General features: G+C 35.2%; 11 protein-coding genes. 3 read left to right on the forward strand and 8 right to left on the reverse strand.

The features are described 5' to 3' along the window. Positions 1–445: 445 nt before the first annotated feature. Positions 446–1,234, reverse strand: coding sequence for an enoyl-CoA hydratase (locus tag MHH66_RS22060; RefSeq protein ID WP_078184542.1), 789 nt, complete (start codon positions 1,232–1,234; stop codon positions 446–448). A 329-nt stretch (positions 1,235–1,563) separates the two neighbouring features. Between MHH66_RS22060 and MHH66_RS22065 the strand changes: the two genes are divergently transcribed. Continuing rightward, positions 1,564–2,943: an O-antigen ligase family protein gene (locus MHH66_RS22065; RefSeq protein ID WP_078184541.1), complete on the forward strand. Its 1,380-nt coding sequence runs from the start codon at positions 1,564–1,566 to the stop codon at positions 2,941–2,943. A gap of 99 nt (positions 2,944–3,042) precedes the next feature. On the opposite strand, the gene MHH66_RS22070 is transcribed toward MHH66_RS22065, so the two are convergent. From MHH66_RS22070 to MHH66_RS22085, 4 genes are all read right to left on the reverse strand, one after another. Further along, on the reverse strand, positions 3,043–4,905 hold the full coding sequence (locus MHH66_RS22070) for an S-layer homology domain-containing protein (protein ID WP_078184540.1): 1,863 nt from the start codon (positions 4,903–4,905) through the stop codon (positions 3,043–3,045). A gap of 148 nt (positions 4,906–5,053) precedes the next feature. After that, a complete protein-coding gene (csaB, locus tag MHH66_RS22075; protein ID WP_078184539.1) occupies positions 5,054–6,142 on the reverse strand; it encodes a polysaccharide pyruvyl transferase CsaB in 1,089 nt (362 codons plus the stop codon). Between the two features lie 143 nt (positions 6,143–6,285). After that, on the reverse strand, positions 6,286–7,806 hold the full coding sequence (locus MHH66_RS22080; RefSeq protein ID WP_078184538.1) for a putative polysaccharide biosynthesis protein: 1,521 nt from the start codon (positions 7,804–7,806) through the stop codon (positions 6,286–6,288). Positions 7,807–8,140: 334 nt separating this feature from the next. Continuing rightward, positions 8,141–9,610 (reverse strand): SulP family inorganic anion transporter, encoded by a 1,470-nt coding sequence (locus MHH66_RS22085; protein ID WP_012260397.1) that lies wholly within the window; start codon positions 9,608–9,610, stop codon positions 8,141–8,143. 351 nt (positions 9,611–9,961) lie between these two features. On the opposite strand from MHH66_RS22085, the gene MHH66_RS22090 reads away from it, so the two are divergent. Further along, positions 9,962–10,429 carry a hypothetical protein gene (locus tag MHH66_RS22090; protein WP_078184537.1) on the forward strand — a complete coding sequence of 156 codons (468 nt, stop codon included), beginning with the start codon at positions 9,962–9,964 and terminating at the stop codon, positions 10,427–10,429. Between the two features lie 38 nt (positions 10,430–10,467). Here MHH66_RS22090 and MHH66_RS22095 read toward each other — a convergent pair whose 3' ends face one another. Together MHH66_RS22095 and MHH66_RS22100 are read right to left on the reverse strand one after the other, a co-directional pair. After that, entirely contained in the window at positions 10,468–12,024 is a 1,557-nt protein-coding gene (locus tag MHH66_RS22095; protein WP_078184536.1) for a fatty acid--CoA ligase, read from the reverse strand. A gap of 271 nt (positions 12,025–12,295) precedes the next feature. Continuing rightward, entirely contained in the window at positions 12,296–13,786 is a 1,491-nt protein-coding gene (locus MHH66_RS22100) for a coproporphyrinogen III oxidase (RefSeq protein ID WP_002010930.1), read from the reverse strand. Positions 13,787–14,036: 250 nt separating this feature from the next. Here MHH66_RS22100 and MHH66_RS22105 point away from each other — a divergent pair, with 250 nt between their 5' ends. Continuing rightward, positions 14,037–15,740, forward strand: coding sequence for an S-layer homology domain-containing protein (locus MHH66_RS22105; protein WP_063217448.1), 1,704 nt, complete (start codon positions 14,037–14,039; stop codon positions 15,738–15,740). Positions 15,741–15,841: 101 nt separating this feature from the next. Here MHH66_RS22105 and MHH66_RS22110 read toward each other — a convergent pair whose 3' ends face one another. Further along, entirely contained in the window at positions 15,842–19,807 is a 3,966-nt protein-coding gene (locus tag MHH66_RS22110; protein WP_078184535.1) for a SpaA isopeptide-forming pilin-related protein, read from the reverse strand. Positions 19,808–19,809 lie beyond the last annotated feature (2 nt).

A 19,809-nucleotide genomic window follows, 5' to 3' on the forward strand; every position in this document is an offset into this window, starting at 1 on the left:
ATGAGAACGTGTCCATAGACTTTACAACTACATGAGGTGAGGAGATTTTCCTCTCAAACACTTTGAAACGCACTTCTATCATCATTGATTCTAGTTACAATGTATCATTTACTTTCGAAAAATTACAACAAAAAGACTCGAAGAAACTACCTATACTTTGGATACTTAAAGTACCACGAACCTTGCGATTTTCAGTGGCACTCCGTATCCAACCTCACTTTCATCCCATGCCTAAAGGCGATGGGCTTTCTCGTTCGGGAAGGGCTGTAAGTAAAATAATAGCGACAATACCAATCATTTTCTTCATTTATTACTCCTAAAAAAAGTGCTAACACAATTATACTAAAATGTGTTAGCACTTTCTTCCCTTTATCTCGAATTAACGGGCAGTAAAATTAATAATCCGCGGGGGATAAACAAAACCCCCACGGATTAAAGTTTCACTTTATTCCCCTTTAAATGCTGGTAAACGTTTTTCTAGAAAAGCTGCAATCCCTTCTTTATGGTCCGCTGTTTGTCTCATCGCATATTGACCACGCTTTTCGAGCTGAAGCGTTTGTTCTAAATTAGAACGATTTACTTCACATAAAATTTGTTTCGTTTGAATCATTGCCTTGATTGGTTTTTGTAACCACTCATTAATTTTTTGCTTCACAGCCATTTGGAAATCCTCACCGATTACTTCATCAATTAAACCGATGTCTAATGCTTCTGTTGCCGATAACTTCTTCCCTTCCCAAATGATTTTCTTCGTCATATTTTCACCCACACGCTTTTGAAGGAAGAAATGACCACCACCATCTGGAATTAAAGCGATTCCAATAAAGTTCATCGCAATAACTGATGATATATCTGCCATGACATAATCAGCTGTTAATGCAATACTTAATCCAAGTCCAGCAGTTGGCCCATGAATTGCACTAATAACAAGCTTCGGCATCGTATATAACGTCACAACGATTTCAGAAATTGTATTCATGATACCTTCAAACTTACTTTCATCATTACTTGAAAGCATCGATTTAATATCTCCACCCGCAGAAAAACCACGGCCACTTCCGCATAACACAACAACGTGAACAGAACTTTCCGCCACTTCTTTCAACTTTTGTAATAACTCTTTTAACGTTGATTCGTCTAATGCATTTAAAACCTCTGGACGATTGACCATAACCGTTGCTACGCGCCCTTCATATTTCACAACAACAGATTCTGTTTTACTTGTTACTTCCATTATAAATACCCCTCTTTTCCACATAAAGATTATACTTATATAATTATAGAAAGCATATTAAAAATCCTTCTTTTTTCTTAATTTTCTGTCTAATATTCTCGTAATTTGTATATATCTCCGTATAAAACATCCAATTCCGTTAAAAAATATAGAAATTAAAGTCGGTTTATCAATATTTTTCATCTATTTACCATTACAATGAAATGGTGTATTCTTAATTTTGATGCAAAAAAATAAATATTGAAATTCATTCGCCTTATTATGTAAACAAGGCTTTTATCCCCATCTCTTGGGTATTGAACTAAAGGAATGAAGAAATGGAGGAATATATGGTTAATAAGTTGAAACAAACGGATAACTACTTCCCGCATTTCCTATTGCTATTCATTGTGTTTCAACCAATTTTAGATTTATTAACGTCTTTTTCAATCTATGTATTACACATGAGCGCAACAGTTGGAATCGTAGTCCGTTTCGCCTTTATGCTTCTTGCATTAGGTTATCTACTTCTTCATAGAGAACAACCTGGAGCGAAAAAGTACATTCTCTATTTATGCCTACTCGGGATCGTACTAGCAATTGGTCTTGCAAATAATATGATGATTAAATCTCCAGTTTCATTTGGCGAAGAAGTAAAGTTTATTTTAAAGAGCATATATCCAATTGTGCTACTGTTTGGATATACCATCGTCTTTAAAGAGTTGAAAAATAAAGAATATACGTTGCATAAAATCATTACATATTTCTTATATGCAACTTTAATTTTAAGCATCACACTGATTGTTGCAATGCAAACTGGTACAGATTTCCCAAGCTACCCTCACTCAAAGATTGGCTCAAGAGGTTGGTTCTTTGCTGGAAATGATTTAAGTTCTATTTTTGCAATTATGTTCCCAATCGTAGTGCTCTATTCGATTCATAAAACAACTTCTTTCTCGAAAATCTATTACTGGATTCCAACAATGCTTGCGATGTATGCAAGTATTATGGTCGGAACGAAAGTAGGATATGGTGCAATTGTTCTAACGCTTGGCGTGGCACTTTTATTCTCATTCATTGAATATATGATTCATCGCAAAAAAGAAGGAACAGGATTCACATATCTCGTAAATACAGTTGTTGTCGCTATTGTACTAGGAGGTTTAATTGTACTTACACCACATACTCCTATCGCAAAAAATATGGGCATCCACATGCAAATATACGAATACAAAAAATCAGTACAAGAAGAAAAGGATAGAAAAGAAGGAAAAGTAATTAAAGAAGAAAAACATGAGCAGGGTGAACTAACAGACTCTGAAATGAAAAGTTTAATTTACAGTGATCGCGATAAGTTTTTAAAAGTATACAAACAATATTATAAAGACGCACCACTATCACAAAAATTATTCGGAATGGGCTATGCTGGTAACTATACGGTTAAAATTAAATTAATCGAAATGGACTTCCACGATCTATTCTTTGCATTCGGAATCGTCGGTTTCCTTATTTACTTACTACCACTTCTATACTTCGGTATTAAATTATTCATTCGCGTCATAACAAACTTTAAGAAAATATTAACCGTGAAATATATGCTATTAGCTAGCACCGTTGTCCTATCACTTGGAGTCGGTTTTATGTCCGGGCACGTATTAACAGCGCCATCCGTTAGTATTTTCTTCGTCGTTATACTCGCTTACTTAATTGTTGATTTTGAAATTGAATAATAAAAAAAGAAGGTGCTCAAAAAAGTCAGTTATGCTGGCTTTTGGAGCACCTTTTTTATAAACGCATCTAGATAAACAGTTTTTCTCTTTTATATTTAATTAGTGTGTTACGTATTCTAAGTTTTCTTTTGCGATATATGCTTCATTTACAGCAGGATTATCAGAAATAATTTTAACCCACACTTGTCCATTTATCGTTTCTTCACCTGTAACTGTTACAACTTTATTTGTAGTTAAGCGATAAAGTCGTTCATTTGATCTATGAGGATCCTTTTTCACTTCCACATCATTCTTCACACGAGCAAGTTTATACTTGTTGTATTCTTTTTTACCTAAATAAGAATCAAAACGATTCATATGCCCCGCTACTTTTTTACCCCAATTCGCATCAGATGCATATTTCGCATTTAAACCAGCAGCTTTATCACCTGTATATGTTGCTGTATAACGCCAATGTCCTGGATTTAAATATCCTTCATTCATGTATACTTTTGCTGCATGTTCAATACAATCTTCTTTTGAATTAAATGCTTCCCCGTTACCATATGGACTATCGTCTGTTGCTTTTAAACCAAATAAATTATTTTTGTCTTTTGCAAGAGCGCTTGTTCCATAATAACTTTCATGAATTGCTAATGAATATAAGAATAATGCATTTACATTATACTTGCTTTCTACTTCTTTAAATTTCTTTCCTAAACCAATTAATGGAGAGTCTGGCTTAATCGATTTCACATAACTATCTAGTTGTTCAGCTGTATAACCTGTTTTCGAACGTAATGATAAATAATTGAAATATTGATAGAAAGTTTCGTCTCCAAATGTCTTTCCATCTACACTATACATTTGCTGTCCTTGCTTCATGAAAGAAGGTGCCACACCATATCTAAATTCTGTATATCCAGGTGAGCTTGTATTATATGTATAATATTTATGGTATAAATATCCATCTGATTTCACATAATAAGAAGACTGTTTCATTTCATTTGTAGGAATTAAAGTGATTTCATTCTTCTTCACATAACCTGTCAAACCAGAAACTTGAACTTTCACACGATCTTCGCCAATTTCTAACACTTTCAATTCTGTTCCATACTGAATATATGTATATACTGCTGACAATTTCTCGTCATAAATATTAATAATATTTTGCCCAGTTATTCTCTTCGCACTTGCAAAACCATCTTTAATCCATAAAAATTCGTTCTCGTATTTCACCGCATTCATACCTTTATTTTGAGCAGCCGTAACCGCTTCTTTATACGTATTATAGCGCTCTACTTCTTGCTCTGTTCCGTTTTCTCTTACATTTATCACGACATATTTCTTAGTTTCTACAGGATTGCTATTTCCGTTTTTTTCAATTGTCTGAAGCATGCGATCCAACATAGCTGAAGCCATACCTCTTGTAGCTGATAAATGTGGTCTAAATGTATTATCTTCTGGATACCCTTTAATAATTTGAGTAGCCACCATAACTTGTACATGCTCTTTATAGTTAATACTATCTTTATCAGTAAAGGTAAGCGGACTTACAGCTATTTTAATATTTTTATAGTCTAACGCTCGCTTTACCATTATCGACATTTCTTCACGTGTAATCACATCATTTGGTGAGAATGTCTCGTTAGTACGACCATTAATAATTTTCGCTCCATATGCTCTACTTACACCATCATATAAACCGTAAGTCTTCGGCACATCCTCGAAATTCGAATCAGCTTTCGGTAAATTTAAAGCCCTTGCTATGAATGTAGCAAACTCTGCTCTTGTTACTAGTTTATCAGGCGCATATACATTCTCACCATACCCCATTAAAACTCCTTTAGTAATAAGTGAACGCATATGCGTCTCAAACATATGTCCTGTAATATCATCATTTGCCGCATAACTTGAAATAGGAGTTAAAAGTAATGATCCCGTTAATGCCACTGCTGTTATACCTTTTGAAAAAGTCTTCAAGGTTATCCTCCTCGTAATCTACGAATTTATTATCACAAATTTGATTATATAATAATCGCAATCATTTTAGCATAATAAATAGAAATTAACATAAAACGTTTTTATAATTAGAATTTTCATTAAATTAAAAAACAAAATAAAAGACACTTTACTTTTTTAATAAAGTGTCTTTTTCCATATGATCAATGAGTTTCTTTGTTGCCTGTTTGCCTTGCAACCGAAGTTCATCTATTGTTAATTGTAACTCTTGCTGCACAGTTCCTTGTTGCATTAATTGCTTTTTTGCAAGTTCATATAAATACTCAGCACTCCATTCGCCATCCACACTTCCTATAACTGGCTGATTCACTTGACTTAAAAACGAATCAATTTTCGGATCGTACGAAATCCCGACCATTGGAGTTTTGGCTACTGCAGAAAAAACAAGTGCATGAAGACGCATACCAATTAGTAATGAACATTGTGATAAAATGAATATTTTCTCGTCGATATCCATTTTATATGGAAGCATATACGTCTCTTCTCCCATTAATTCTATTACTTCACGCGAAGCTTTTTGATCAAATGGCTCATGCATTGGAACAAATAAAATTTGGTATCCTTCTTGCTTTAATTTTTTTAATGCCATAGCTAATTTTTTTATATAATCTTCTTTTGCATGCCAATAACGTACACTAACCGCGATTACTTTTCCATGTATCGAATGCTTTTGCAACCAATCCGATTGTTTTGTTCGTTTCCATGTTAAAACAGGGTCTGGAACAATTTCAATATCGTTTTTTATACCAAGTCCTTTTAAATATAAAAACGAATCCTCATCTCGAACTGATACATAGGAAGCTTTTGACAAGTTCCATTTTACTAATAGACGATTATATCCTTTTGTAATTGGCCCTATTCCTTGTGAATAAATATAATACGGCTTTTTTAATAATCGAGCGAGTCCCATAATACCCGTATAATATAGAATACTCTTCGTACTTGTCTGATCTTGAAGAAGGCTCCCGCCACCGCTAATAACTCCATCACTGTTTTTAATCGCATGATAAACAGCTTTTATATTCCAGCGATCTACCGATTCTACACCATACATTTCCTTTGTATATTTAGAATCATTTGATAGTACTAATAGTTCTATATCCGGGTTCTCTTTACTTAACGATTCAATAATTGATTGTAGAATCGCCTCGTCTCCAACATTATAAAAACCATAATATCCTGATAAGACTAAACGCACCCTAAATCTCCTCCAAAACTAGGTAACCGTTTATCTCATTTAACATAAACTGGTACCCATTCCTTACCTAAACACTTAATACCCTACATAGTTTCCTCTTTATCAGCTCATATGAATTTTAATAAAAAATTAAATTTCTATATTTATCTTTTCAAAAATGGTATTTTTTTTATTGATATCCATTTTAATTTCAAAGCACATACACCATACAAAATGGTTGTAATACTTAATGCTATACCACTGAATAATAACGTCATAATTCTTGAAGATGTAACATCTATCACATTACACAGTTCATACAATCCTAGTCCCAAAATACATGCTATTCCTAGCACACCAAAAAAGCTTTTTAAATGAATAGAATAGGCAATGTAGCTTCGAATATACAAATAATTTATAATGCAAATCAATACGTAAGTAATTAATGTACTATACGCCGCTCCATCTATGCCAAACTCCTGCACTAACATCATGTTTAACACGACTTTCACAAAACTCGCGCCAATAACAATCCATGCAGCTTGTGCAGAACGATTAATCCCCTGTAAAACACCTATTGTTAATACCATAACCGCAGTAAAATACGAACTGCCAATCATAACTGTTAACATACTACTGCCTTTTACGTCTGTGAACAATCCGATATTTAACGGTACTGTTAATGCCATCAACCATATTGTTAACGGTGCTGTCAAAACATGCGCTAGTCGATTTGTATTTTGAATTGTTATTTTCGCCAAATTTATATCTCTTTTGGCCAATGCGGAAGTTAAGAGTGGTATTAACGGAAATACAATTGCACTTGCAAAAATAACAATTATTTGCGTGAATGCAAAACCGCGACTGTATATTCCAAATTGTTCTTGAATTTCTGTTGATGATCCTTGTAATACATGTGGTATTGTAAGCGAGTCTACTAAATTTAAAAGTGGCATTGATAAAGCTCCGATAGCGATTGGGATCGATACCCGCAATATCTTTTTGCCGTTTTCTCTTAAATCTCGGAGCGAATAGGAATTGCTTTTATTGTAGTATGGACTTCTATTATATTTTATACGCAAATATATAAGCGAACTAATGACTCCAAGAAAAGAGCCAACCATCGCACCACTAGTAATAACAGTATTACTCTTATCCCATGATACTAGTATGTAAGCAATTATTAGCATAAAAAACACACGTACAAATTGCTCAATGACTTGTGATACCCCTGTTGGTTTCATATCACCGAAACCTTGAAAATACCCTCTATAAACCGCCATGTATGGCGCAATGAGTAATGCTAATGAAGTAATAAGCAACGGCATTCTAGTTTCTTGTCCACCAAGCATATTTGCAATTTCAATAGAAAATAATACAATGACTAAACAGCCGAAAACGCCAAATGCTATCCCTATAATTGACGCTGATTTAAATAATTTCGCAATTTCCTTTTGCTTATTTTTTTCGTTCAACTCTGCAATTAATTTCGAAATTGCAAGCGGAACTCCGGCTACCGATAATGTAAGAGCAATCATATATACAGGAAAAACAAGGCGGAAAATACCGAGCACTTCATCTCCTGCAATATTTTGTAATGGAATTTGAAAAAAACTACCAAGCAATTTCGACAAAAAAGTTGTAATGGTTAAAATTGCTGCTCCTTTTACAAATGTTTTATTCATATTTTTTCTCTTTTCTTTTATACATATACTCTCAAACATATTGTTTTAAACGATAGGGATTCACTTTATCCCATTGATTATCATAACAAATTTATTATAGGTTGAATACTTGGTTTTTTTTTCAAAATAGAAAAGAGAACCAGTTCACGCCTATTTCTTCACAATTAATTTTCTAATTCTTTCCATTATATATGTACATATTATCACTGTTTCTGTTACTCAAAAAAGCTCTTCTTCTCTATCAATGCGATACATATTACTAAAAACATTATAAGAATATCCCACAACTCTACATTATAATGTATGTAAGATTGTGAGATATTCTAATTACCATCTAAACACTTAAGATTTTCAATTGCTCTTTCTGTTCATCGTTCGCCATTACTACGATTGTTTTTTCAATACTCGGATGTACTTGCTCAAGCTTTACACTTGCTCCTACTTTATTTGATTGCTCAACAAAATTTAATAATGCCATAGCTCCTGATACATCCATATAACGCACATCTTTCATACGTAAAACAACCGGTGACTTCACATCTTGTAAAGTAGAGAAAATACGATCTACTGATAGGAAAGAGAGCGGCCCTTGAATCGTGTACGTTTCTTCTCTTTCTTTTACGATAGAAGTTTTACGTTCTTTACACTTCACCATATATATGATGAACGAAAGAATAATACCGAATGCAACAGCAATCATTAAATCGAACTTCACCGTTACAATCATCGTTACGAGCATAACAACGACATCACCTTTAGGAGCGACATGCATCTTTTTCATGCTTTCCCAATCGAACATTCCAATACCAGTTAAAATTAAAATACCTGATAATACAGCAAGCGGAATGTATTGTACGACCGAACCAAGACCCATAATAAAAATAAATAATATAACACTATGCATACATGCCGAAAGTGCTGTTTTACCACCACTTCTTATATTCACGATAGACCTTACAGTCGCACCTGCACCTGCTAATCCGCCAAACAATCCGCTCATCATATTACCGATACCTTGTCCAATGAGCTCTTTATTACTTTTATGACGTGTACCTGTCACATTATCCATTACGACCGATGTTAACAACGAGTCAATCGATCCTAATAAAGCAATACTAAGCGCTGGTAAAATAAGTGTTGCTATTCCTGTTCCACTTAAAGATGGAATATGAAGCGTAGGCATCGCTTCTGGAATGGTTCCAATCTTTTCAATTACTTTATTTAATGAAAGATTTCCGATAATCGGTAACTTTACTGTAAGTCCTTCGAGTAGAGAAGAAAATAAAGGAAGCAAAGCTGTCACACCGACTAGTGCTACTAAACTAGACGGAATCGCCTTAATCCATTTGCCAGAAACAATCATTACAATAATCGTTAACACAACAAGTAGAAAACTATTTTGTACGTGCTTTATTTCACCTAAAATAATGATTAATGCAATACCATTCATAAATCCTGAAACGACAGGATACGGAATATATCGAACGTAAGAACCGAGCTTACATACACCGAATAAAATTTGAAATAACCCTGCCATCATAAAGGCAATAAAACTTGCCTCTAAGCCGTGCGTCGCAATAACTCCTGTTGCGATAACAGTAATTGGTCCAGTTGGCCCCGTTACTTGCCCAGGTGTCCCGCCAAATAACGCTGCGAATAAACCTGCAAAAATCGCACCATACAATCCAACAAGTGCTCCCTCAGACGTCCCTGTCGCGGCAATACCAAATGCAATTGCTAGCGGCAACGCAACAATCGCAACAGTAAATCCTGCTAAACATTCCTTTGCTATTTTTTGAAACATATAAATAACCACCTTCATATAAAGTGAAACTTTAATCAGTGGGGAGTTTTTTCATCCCCACTGATTATTAGCCCGCACCAATCGGGCGTTTACGGGCAGTTGATCTCCCACCTAACTTCCTCGCATTCGCCGAAATTTGAGGTGGAGGTCTTACTGCCCGTTAATGCGGGATAAAGTCCACGTTCCATTGTACACCTAAAAATACTCATCCGTTAGCCCGTTTATAAGAAACTCTTTACAGTATCGTGAAGTAAACGCATCCAAATAAAAGTTTCCCCCTTACCTTTGGAAACAATTACAACTATGCTATAATGAACAAATTAAATCTTTTACTATATACTTGGAGGCACTATGCTAACTTTTGAAGAAAAATTATCGATTATTGAATCTTTCCCGGAATTAGAAAGAAAGAACGTATCATTAAAACGCGTAAACTTTCACTTTGAAGAAAGTCGTTTAGATAAAAAGAACGTTGTATATCATTTACACCCAAATGGAAACGGATTTGTATATGCATACTTCATTAAAGGTTATAAAACAGATGCTAAAGGTATGATTAACATCCGTGAGTTTTCAGAAGAAGAACTGCGTTCATTAATTGAAAAAGTAATTGAACGTCTATCACAGGAGCCAGAGGAAATTGTAGCAATGGAACCTGCTGCAGAAGAAGAATGGAAGAACGAAGACGGTCATATCCTAACTCTTATTCAAGAGGATGACATGTGGAATGTTTACGCTGGCGTAAACTTAGACGGTACATTCAACTCTTATCCAGAAGCTGCGGAATACCTTGATGAAGAAGGTTTCTCACGCAAGTAATAAAAATGCCTTTCCGAATTTGGAAAGGCATTTTTTCATTATTTTTTCATACCTTTTAACGACTCTCTCAGCACAAATTTTTGCAACTTCCCACTCGCATTACGAGGAAGTTCATCTGCAAATAAGTAATGACGCGGACGTTTATAGTCGGCTAATTCATCACTTTCTTTGCAATACATTTCTAAATCAGCTTCTGAAATATTTTTATCTTTCTTTACAACGACCGCAACGACACGCTCTCCCCATAGTTCGTCTGGCTCACCAAGTACTGCAACATCTAATACACCAGGATGACTATGAAGAAAATCTTCAATTTCGCGAGGATAAATATTTACGCCACCGCTAATTACCATATCATCAACGCGGTCTGCAACGAATAAATAGCCGTCTTTATCGAAGTATCCTAAATCACCAGAGTGATACCATCCTTTATACATCGATTTTGCATTTGCTTCTTCTCGATTATGATAACCAGCCATCATAGTTGGACCGCGCAAAATAATTTCCCCTACTTCATAAGGAGGCAACGTATCATCTGGCTCTGCTGGTCCATCTTCGTTCGGTTTCACAATTCGAATTTCATGGCTAAAGCACGGTGTTCCTGCTGAACCAGCTTTCGTAATTTGATCCTCTTCTACGAGAAACGCAACAACTGGTCCCATTTCTGTCATTCCGTAAATTTGGACAAGATCAATATAAAGACGCTCTTTACATTCCTTCACTAACGCCGGAGCCATCGCAGCCCCGCCATATACACCGATTTTCATTGAAGTTAAATCATACTTAGTTAGATCTTTTTGCAGTAACATATTCCACATCGTCGGTGCTGCAAAAAACGTCGTAATCTTCTCTTCTTGAATGGTATGTAATACTCTATCCGTATCAAAATGATGTAAAATAACATTCTTTCCGCCAACTTGAATGCGCGGTATGATTCCAGCATTTAACTCGCCGCAATGATATAAAGGTGCTACCACAAGCCCGGCGCTATCCCTGTTATATTTTATGAAATACGTACAAATCATACTATGCTCAGCCATATCACGATGGCGATGTAGTACGCCTTTCGGATGACCAGTCGTTCCGCTCGTATAAAGCATAGAACAAAAATCCATTTCATCGACTACAATATCTACTTTCTCAGCTGATGCTTCATTTACTTTTTCATGGTAAGAACTAGCATAGGAAGGTGCATCGTCTTCCACGTACCAAAAAGACGAATTTGGAAAATCTCGTTCAATCATAGTAACTGTTGATTCGACTGCTTTTTCAAAGACAACTACTTTCGAGGCTGCATCTTGGAGGATATACGATAATTCTTTTGCTTTTAAGCGGAAATTAATTGGATTGAAGATCGCGCCAATTTTCGCACAAGCTAAGTAAACGTTTACAAATTCACGACAGTTATATAGGTAAACAGATACACAATCTCCCTTTCTTACTCCTTCTTTCAATAGAGCTTGCGCCGTTTTATTTATTTGCTCATCCCACTGTTTATATGTCCAACGAATATTTTTTTCTGGTTCTACTAACGCCTCTTTATTCGGATATTTGCCAACTGTCAAATCAAAAATTCTCCCTATCGTCATGTACATGCCAACAATTTCCCCCTTTTCTCTTTCATAAATCTATCATTTCGTCTATAAGTAGACATTGTCCTCTAATAATATGACTAATTTTTCTGATTATTATCGACATAGTTTTACATATGGACCGTTTGATGGTAAATGAAATTATATCGGCGATTTTTTGAATATATCGGACGCAACTCAATTTATATCAGCTATTTTTCGAATATATCGACTTACCAACAAAAACTGACAATATAAAAAGAGGCTGTTCCAAACCGGAACAACCCCCTTCTTCTTACACGAATAGCTCTTCTAAAATTTTCAGTTTATCTTCTGTATATTTCACGAAGCCATCGTTATATGATTTCGGATCTTTCGGATTCGCAAAGTGTGTAATTGCTCCTGTTTGTGGGTGAACAAATTTACTTGATGCCCCGCAACCAAGTCCGATAATCGATTGTACTTCTTCCATAATAACAATATTGTAGATACTTTCCTGCGTCGGTATTGCATACCCAACGTTTTCTAAGTTACCTAAAATATTTTTTTGACGATATAAATAGTATGGTACGTAATTATGGTTCTTCGTCCACTCTTCCGCCTCATGCATCATCGCAGTAATTTCTTCGCGACCTGCTACTTTATATTTACGTTTGTTTTGCGTCATTTCAGAAGCACGTTTAAATGATAACGTATGAACTGTTAACGATTCTGGCATTAACTTTTCTGTTTCATCTAACGTATGCTTAAAGATGTCTAATCCTTCACCAGGAAGACCAATAATTAAATCCATATTAATATTGTTCATTCCCATTTCACGTGCTAAATGATACTTCTCAATCGTTTCTTCTACAGTGTGATGACGTCCAATTGCTTTTAGTGTTTCTTGGTGGTATGACTGCGGATTAATACTAATACGGTCAATATTCCATTTATTTAACACTTCTAGCTTTGCTGGTGTGATCGTATCTGGGCGACCTGCCTCAACTGTTACTTCACGTACATCTTTCACATCAGGGAAAGCTTGGTACATTTCTTCATACAACATATCCATTTCTTCTGCTGTAATACTCGTCGGTGTACCGCCGCCGTAATAAATCGTCGTAACTGTAACACCTTTTTCTTTTAAAAACTTACCAATTTCACGAACTTCATAATGTAACCCGCCTAAGAACGAATCAACTGATCCTTGGCGTCCGTTAATTGCATAAGCCGGGAACGTACAGTACGCACATTTTGTAGGACAAAACGGAATACCGATGTAAATACTTACTTCTTCTTTCAAACGGTATAAATCCGGAACAACCGCTAATTGGCAATCAACAATACGCTGAAGAAGTTCAATTTTCTCTTCATGAATTAAATAACTTTCACGAAGTTCTTTATGCGCTTCTTCTTTTGACATACCATTTTGAAGCAGTTTGTGAAGAAGTTTCGTTGGGCGTACCCCAGTTAATATTCCCCAGCTCTGTTCAAGTCCAGTTAGCTGTTGAAGTACAGAAAGATATACGTAAGAAACAACATGTTTCACTTGCTTCATACGTTCTTTTTCTTCTGTGAAAGCAGATAAATCTTTTGCGAATGTTTCTTCATATACATTTCCGGTTGCAACATCTGTTAAACGAGCCGATGCTGTCACATTACCTTCTATCTGTATATCAACGATAAGATTTGCTTCTTCTTTCTCAAACCCTATCGTGCTCTCTTCAAAAAATAAACCGCCAATATTTTGTAGCGGACGTAAAAAACGATCATCTTGTAACGTTTTAATTGAAATTAACAACATTATCACCTTTTCATTTGCAAACTCTCTTTAGTTTACTTGAAGGGCGTTTGAAGGTCAATACAGAAGGTTTTACCTGTTTCTCTTACATTTTTTCAAATAATTCTTTTTATGAATATCGCTCATGTATATAGACATCATGATTTTCTCTTGTTAAAATTTATTAGTACGAAAATCTATACATAGTGAAAATACAATATATAAAGGAGGAATGTTAACACTAGATTCCATAATCTAATGTGTTAAAAAAAATATGAAAAAGAAATTTTATAGTGTTTTAACTCTCTCTCTTGCATTACAAACTGTTCTTGCACCTACTTATTCATTTGCAGAGAATGCTGAAAAATCCGCCGAAGTATATACGGAGGATCAAGTTTTTAAAAGTATCAAAGAGCATGTGAAAGAGCATAGTACTCATGAAGAAGATATCGAGGTTACTGGCCAATTCCTACTATACACATCAAAAAAACATTCATTATATACCGCGAATGATTTAAAAAACAAATCGAATATCGAGATTACAGAACAAGTCGTAACGGCGACAAAGAAAAAAGGGAATGCATACTACATAACAACTCCAGCTGGCGCGGGGTGGATAAATAACAATGATAATAGCTTAGAAGTTCAAGAGATTCATAAACTATCTAATCAAAAATTAATTGTGAAAGAAGAAGCTTCCATACATTCATTACCATTCCAAACGTTTAAAGAAGAGGGTAAACTACAGCCTCAAGTAATTATTCCTACTGAACAAGCAGGAAATTGGTTTAAAGTCCAAATAAATGAAACATCAAAATGGATTTATGCACCTTCTGCTACATTTGAAGGTACAAAAGCTTCATTATTAAAAAACGGTCGTTCTGCTAAAAGTAGTTTATTGAGAGCTCCAGCTACTCTACAAACAAACAATATTTATGGCGTTACATTTAAAGAAATGATTGTCCCAAAAGGAAATGACGATATTCGCCCTGGCTACGCGATGGTCCCTAAATATATTACGATTCACGAAACGGCTAATCCAGCGAAAGGTGCCAATGCTCTAAATCACGCAAAATTCTTAGATAGTCAAGCACGCGGAACAGCTGATCGCGCCGCATCTTGGCATTTCACAGTAGATGATAAAGAAATTTATCAACATCTTCCAGTAAATGAAGTTGGATGGCATGCTGGAAATAAAACTGGAAACTATGAATCTATCGGAATTGAAATTGCCGTTAATCAAGATGGAAACTATGAAAAAGCGGTAGAGAATGCCCGTAAATTAGCAGCTTATTTAATGAACGAATTAAATATTTCTCTAGATAAGGTCCAAAAACACCAATTTTGGTCAGGAAAAAATTGCCCTGCGTATATGATTCAACGCGGACAATGGGATGCTTTCTTAAAAGGAACTGAAACATACTATAAGGAAAACCGAAAAGATCCAGTAACTGATGACATTACAGGTGGATGGTATGAATCAGACATTCGTCAATTAGCAGCTAGAGGCATTATGCAAGGAGAAGGGAACGGCAAGTACTTCCCAGAACGTCTTGTAACGCGTGCTGAATTTGCTACATTAATTACTCGTGCTTTACAATTACCAAGTGGAAATGCTAATTTCACAGACTTAGAACAAGTACATCCATCTTTAAGAGACGGTATTAATCGTGCAGCAAGCGCAGGCATAATCCGCGGACGTGGTGATAATACCTTTGATCCAAATACTACAATTACACGCGAAGAAGCTGTTATTATGATTGATCGTTCTCTAAAACACGCTGGTATTTTCGCAAAACCAGTTGAACTACCATTCGTAGACCAAAACTTAATTTACGCTAAAGAAGAAGTACAAAGAGTGTATGGATATGGAATTGTAAAAGGTAATGAATTTAATCAATTCGTACCAAAAGGACCATCACAACGTGCTCACGCAGCTGCATTTATAAACAGAATGCTTAACGTGATTGAAGCTTAAAAACATTTATAACTAAATATAGATGTTTTTACTTTAATCCTTCTGTATTAACCTAAAAGGCAAAAGAGATAATATTATCTCTTTTGCCTTTTATACATCTATTAACTATTTTTAGTCATAAATCTTAAACGTATTCCTAATAACACCAGAATTACACCTATAAATGGAAGGTAATCCGTATTATGCCCTGTAGCTGGAAGTTTTTGATTATTAGAACCGCCTTGTTCTTTTTCTGGTAAGTTAGGCTTTTCTACTTCTTCGCCTGGGCTTTCTGTTCCTTCACCTGGCTTTTCTGTTCCTTCACCAGGTGTTTCTGTCTCTCCACCTGGTGTTTCTGTCTCTCCACCTGGTGTTTCTATTCCTCCACCAGGTGTTTCTGTTCCTTCACCTGGCTTTTCTATTCCTTCACCTGGCTTTTCTATTCCTTCACCTGGCTTTTCTGTTCCTTCACCTGGCTTTTCTGTTCCTTCACCAGGTGTTTCTGTCTCTCCACCTGGTGTTTCTGTCTCTCCACCTGGTGTTTCTGTCTCTCCACCTGGTTTCTCTGGACCTTTTCCTGTTTCTTTTTCATTGGTAATTTGAAGCTTTATAACTTCTACTTTCTCATTAGAAATCGTAAATTCAATTCCCTTATCAGATAAATTATATCCTTCTGGAGCCTGGACTTCTTTTAAAACGTAATCTCCTGGTTCCAGTTTCTTCGAAGTTGCTTTACCATTTTTATCTGATGTTAATGTGTCTATTTTTATTCCATCTTTCAGAATTTCAAACACTGCACTTTCTAATTTTTTCTCTGTATCATTAGCATCTATCTTTGTAATTTCTACTTGACCTGTGATTTTTTCTTTCACTTTTTCATTCAATACTTCTTGTTTTACTACTTCATTTGCTACAACATTTACTTCCACTTTTAATTCTACCGCTTTGTAGCCTTCCGGCGCTTTCGTTTCTTCTAACGTATACTTACCTGGCACTAAGTTTTCGAATGTCACAACACCATCTTTATTCGTTGTTTTCGCTTCTCCAACTACTTGACCATTTTCGTTTTTCAGTCTGAATTCTGCGCCTTCTAGAACTTTTCCACTCTCTGCATCCTTTTTGATTACTTGTAAGCTTCCTAGTTCTTTCGCATTTTCTACTTGTACTTGTACTACTTTGTTTGCTTCCACAACGACTTCAATTTCTTCTTTTAGTAATTTATATCCTTTTGGTGCTTTCGTTTCTTTTAACGTGTATTTTCCTGGTTCTAATTTTCCAGAGATGACTTTACCTGTTTTATCTGTTCGTAACATCTCTACTTTCTTACCATCTTTATACACTTCAAATTCTGCGTCTGATAAAAGCTTCGTTTTATCGTTTGCATCTACTTTTACGATTTCAAATTGACCAAGGCTCTTACTATTCGTTACTTTTACATCAACAACTTTTTCACCGTCGACTGTTACATGAATTACTTGTTTTGTTAACTCATAACCTTCTGGTGCTTTTGTTTCTTCTAACGTATACTCACCCGGTACTAGTCCTTCTACTTTAACCGTTCCAGACTTATCTGTTGTAATTTTTTCTTTTACAACATTTCCTTTAGCATCTTTCAATGTAAATACTGCGCCTGCTAAACGTTCCGCTTGATCTTTATCATCTGTTTTAATAATTTGTAGAGAGCCCAAGAGTTTTTCATTTTCTGCCTCTACTTTTACTACTTCTTTCTCATTTTGAATTGTTACTTTCCATTCTTTATTTGAAATCTTGTAACCTGCTGGTGCTTTCGTTTCTTTCACTGTGTATTCACCTAATGGTAATTTCGGTAACATCGCTTTTCCACTCTCATCAGTTTTCAACTCTGCTACCTTTTTACCATCTTTATACACAGTAAATTCTGCATCTGATAATAGCTTCGTTTTATCATTCGCATCTACTTTTACGATTTCAAATTGACCCAGAACTTTTTCGTTCATTACTTCCTGTTTTACTACTTCATTTGCTACAACATTTACTTCCACTTTTAATTCTACCGCTTTGTAGCCTTCTGGCGCTTTCGTTTCCTCTAGCGTATACTTACCTGGCACTAAGTTTTCGAATGTCACAACACCATCTTTATTCGTTGTTTTCGCTTCTCCAACTACTTGACCATTTTCGTTTTTCAGTCTGAATTCTGCGCCTTCTAGAACTTTTCCACTCTCTGCATCCTTTTTGATTACTTGTAAGCTTCCTAGTTCTTTCGCATTTTCTACTTGTACTTGTACTACTTTGTTTGCTTCCACAACGACTTCAATTTCTTCTTTTAACAACTTATATCCTTGTGGTGCTTTCGTTTCTTTTAATGTATACTTTCCTGGTTCTAATTTCGTAGATATTACTTTACCTGTTTTATCTGTTCGTAACGTATCTACCTTTTCACCATCTTTATACACTTCAAACTCTGCGTCCGATAATAGCTTCGTTTTATCATTCGCATCTACTTTTACGATTTCAAATTGGCCTGTAGCTTTTTCAGCGATTTTTTTATTCAACACATCTACAGTCACTGTTTTATTAGCAGCTACATCAACACGAACTGAGCTAGATGATAGTTCATAACCTTTTGGTGCTTCAACTTCTTTTAATGTATATGTTCCAACTGGAAGTTGTTTTGATAAAGCTGCACCTTTACCATCTGTAATAATTGTTTCAACAACATTTCCATCTTTATCTATAACATCAAATTTTGCACCTGGTAGAAGTTGACCAGATTCACTATCTTTTTTCAATAATTTAAATTGGCCATTCTCTACTTTTTTCGTATTCTTCATAACAATTTCAATTACGTTTGTACTATCAATTGTTACTTTTACTGGTGTATCAACTTTTATATATCCTTCTGGTGCACTTATTTCTTTTACAAAATAGTCACCAAGTGGTAAATCCTTGATTTCAGCAATACCCTTTTCATTCGTTGTAACAGTAGCCACAACATTATTATCTTTGTCTATAACATCAAACTTTGCGTCTTTTAAAACAATATTTTCATCATTTGCATCAACTTTTTTAATTTGTAAGTTTCCTTTTTCAACTACTGGCTTATTCCACTTTGGCCAATTAAATTTAAAGTTATGAACCTCAAATCCATCTCTTTGGTGTAATCCTCCAACATAGGCTTGTCCGTTAATAGAACCACCTTTTGTCTCTACAACAGCATTAGGCGCAAACACACTACCTACTACACCATAACCTTTAGTTGTTATCTTTGTAGCATTAGGGAACACCCAAATGACTTTACTAGCTAACTCAGTAAAAGCTGAATTAGGGTCATATGCTTGAGATGTATTAATTAAGTCTGTTGCCATCCCAGTATTTCTCGTATCGTACAAAATTGCACCGCTACCAAAATTCACTTCTTCTGCGTCTGAATAAATAACAATAAAGTCTTTGTTATTTACATTCGGAAGATAAACATCTTTTACATCAAATATTTTCTTTCCTGTTAAGCCTGAAGAAACGTAAATATTAGGGTTGTTTACATCTTCACCGATTCCAAAGCTCATATTAGGTTTTGGTTTATCAGTATGTAATTGACTCGCATCTCCAATTACACCATCAACGTCTTTTCTAAATTCTTTGAACTTGGCATCAATCTCTGCTTGCTCTTTATAAGAGATACGGTCATAAGATGATTTCATTGCACCTTCTGGGTCGCCATCTTTTGTCATCGCCACTGTTCCATCTTGGATAATTACTTGTCCTGCTCCCGCTTTCGTAAATTGACCACCTAGTAATAATGATGGATATCCTTCATCTTTCCATGTTGCTCCAGCTAAGTTGTTTGCTCCAGTTGCAGCCGCTAGGACTGTATAACTTGATGCGTTCATATTTTTTTGAACAGCCATCGCACCCTCAATATCCGCACTCGTTGCACTATGATCTCCAAAAATGATGGCGTTGTAATAAGATACATCACCTAAACCTTTTAATTCTGTTGTAGCTGCCTCTGCTTTAAATGGTAAATGGATTAAAAAATTCATACATATTAGTAATACAACTATAAAACTACTACTTACTTTTTTAAATTTTTGATTAAATGATTTCCTCAAGA

This window comes from Bacillus sp. FSL H8-0492 (assembly GCF_038006145.1).
GTDB lineage: Bacteria > Bacillota > Bacilli > Bacillales > Bacillaceae_G > Bacillus_A > Bacillus_A mycoides.

Bases quoted from the DNA above. Each gene is read 5' to 3' on its own strand.
- MHH66_RS22060 (WP_078184542.1), bottom strand. From the start codon at position 1,234: ATGGAAGTAACAAGTAAAACAGAATCTGTTGTTGTGAAATATGAAGGG.
- MHH66_RS22065 (WP_078184541.1), top strand. From the start codon at position 1,564: ATGGTTAATAAGTTGAAACAAACGGATAACTACTTCCCGCATTTCCTA.
- MHH66_RS22080 (WP_078184538.1), bottom strand. From the start codon at position 7,806: ATGAATAAAACATTTGTAAAAGGAGCAGCAATTTTAACCATTACAACT.
- MHH66_RS22085 (WP_012260397.1), bottom strand. From the start codon at position 9,610: ATGTTTCAAAAAATAGCAAAGGAATGTTTAGCAGGATTTACTGTTGCG.
- MHH66_RS22090 (WP_078184537.1), top strand. From the start codon at position 9,962: ATGCTAACTTTTGAAGAAAAATTATCGATTATTGAATCTTTCCCGGAA.
- MHH66_RS22095 (WP_078184536.1), bottom strand. From the start codon at position 12,024: ATGTACATGACGATAGGGAGAATTTTTGATTTGACAGTTGGCAAATAT.
- MHH66_RS22100 (WP_002010930.1), bottom strand. From the start codon at position 13,786: ATGTTGTTAATTTCAATTAAAACGTTACAAGATGATCGTTTTTTACGT.
- MHH66_RS22105 (WP_063217448.1), top strand. From the start codon at position 14,037: ATGAAAAAGAAATTTTATAGTGTTTTAACTCTCTCTCTTGCATTACAA.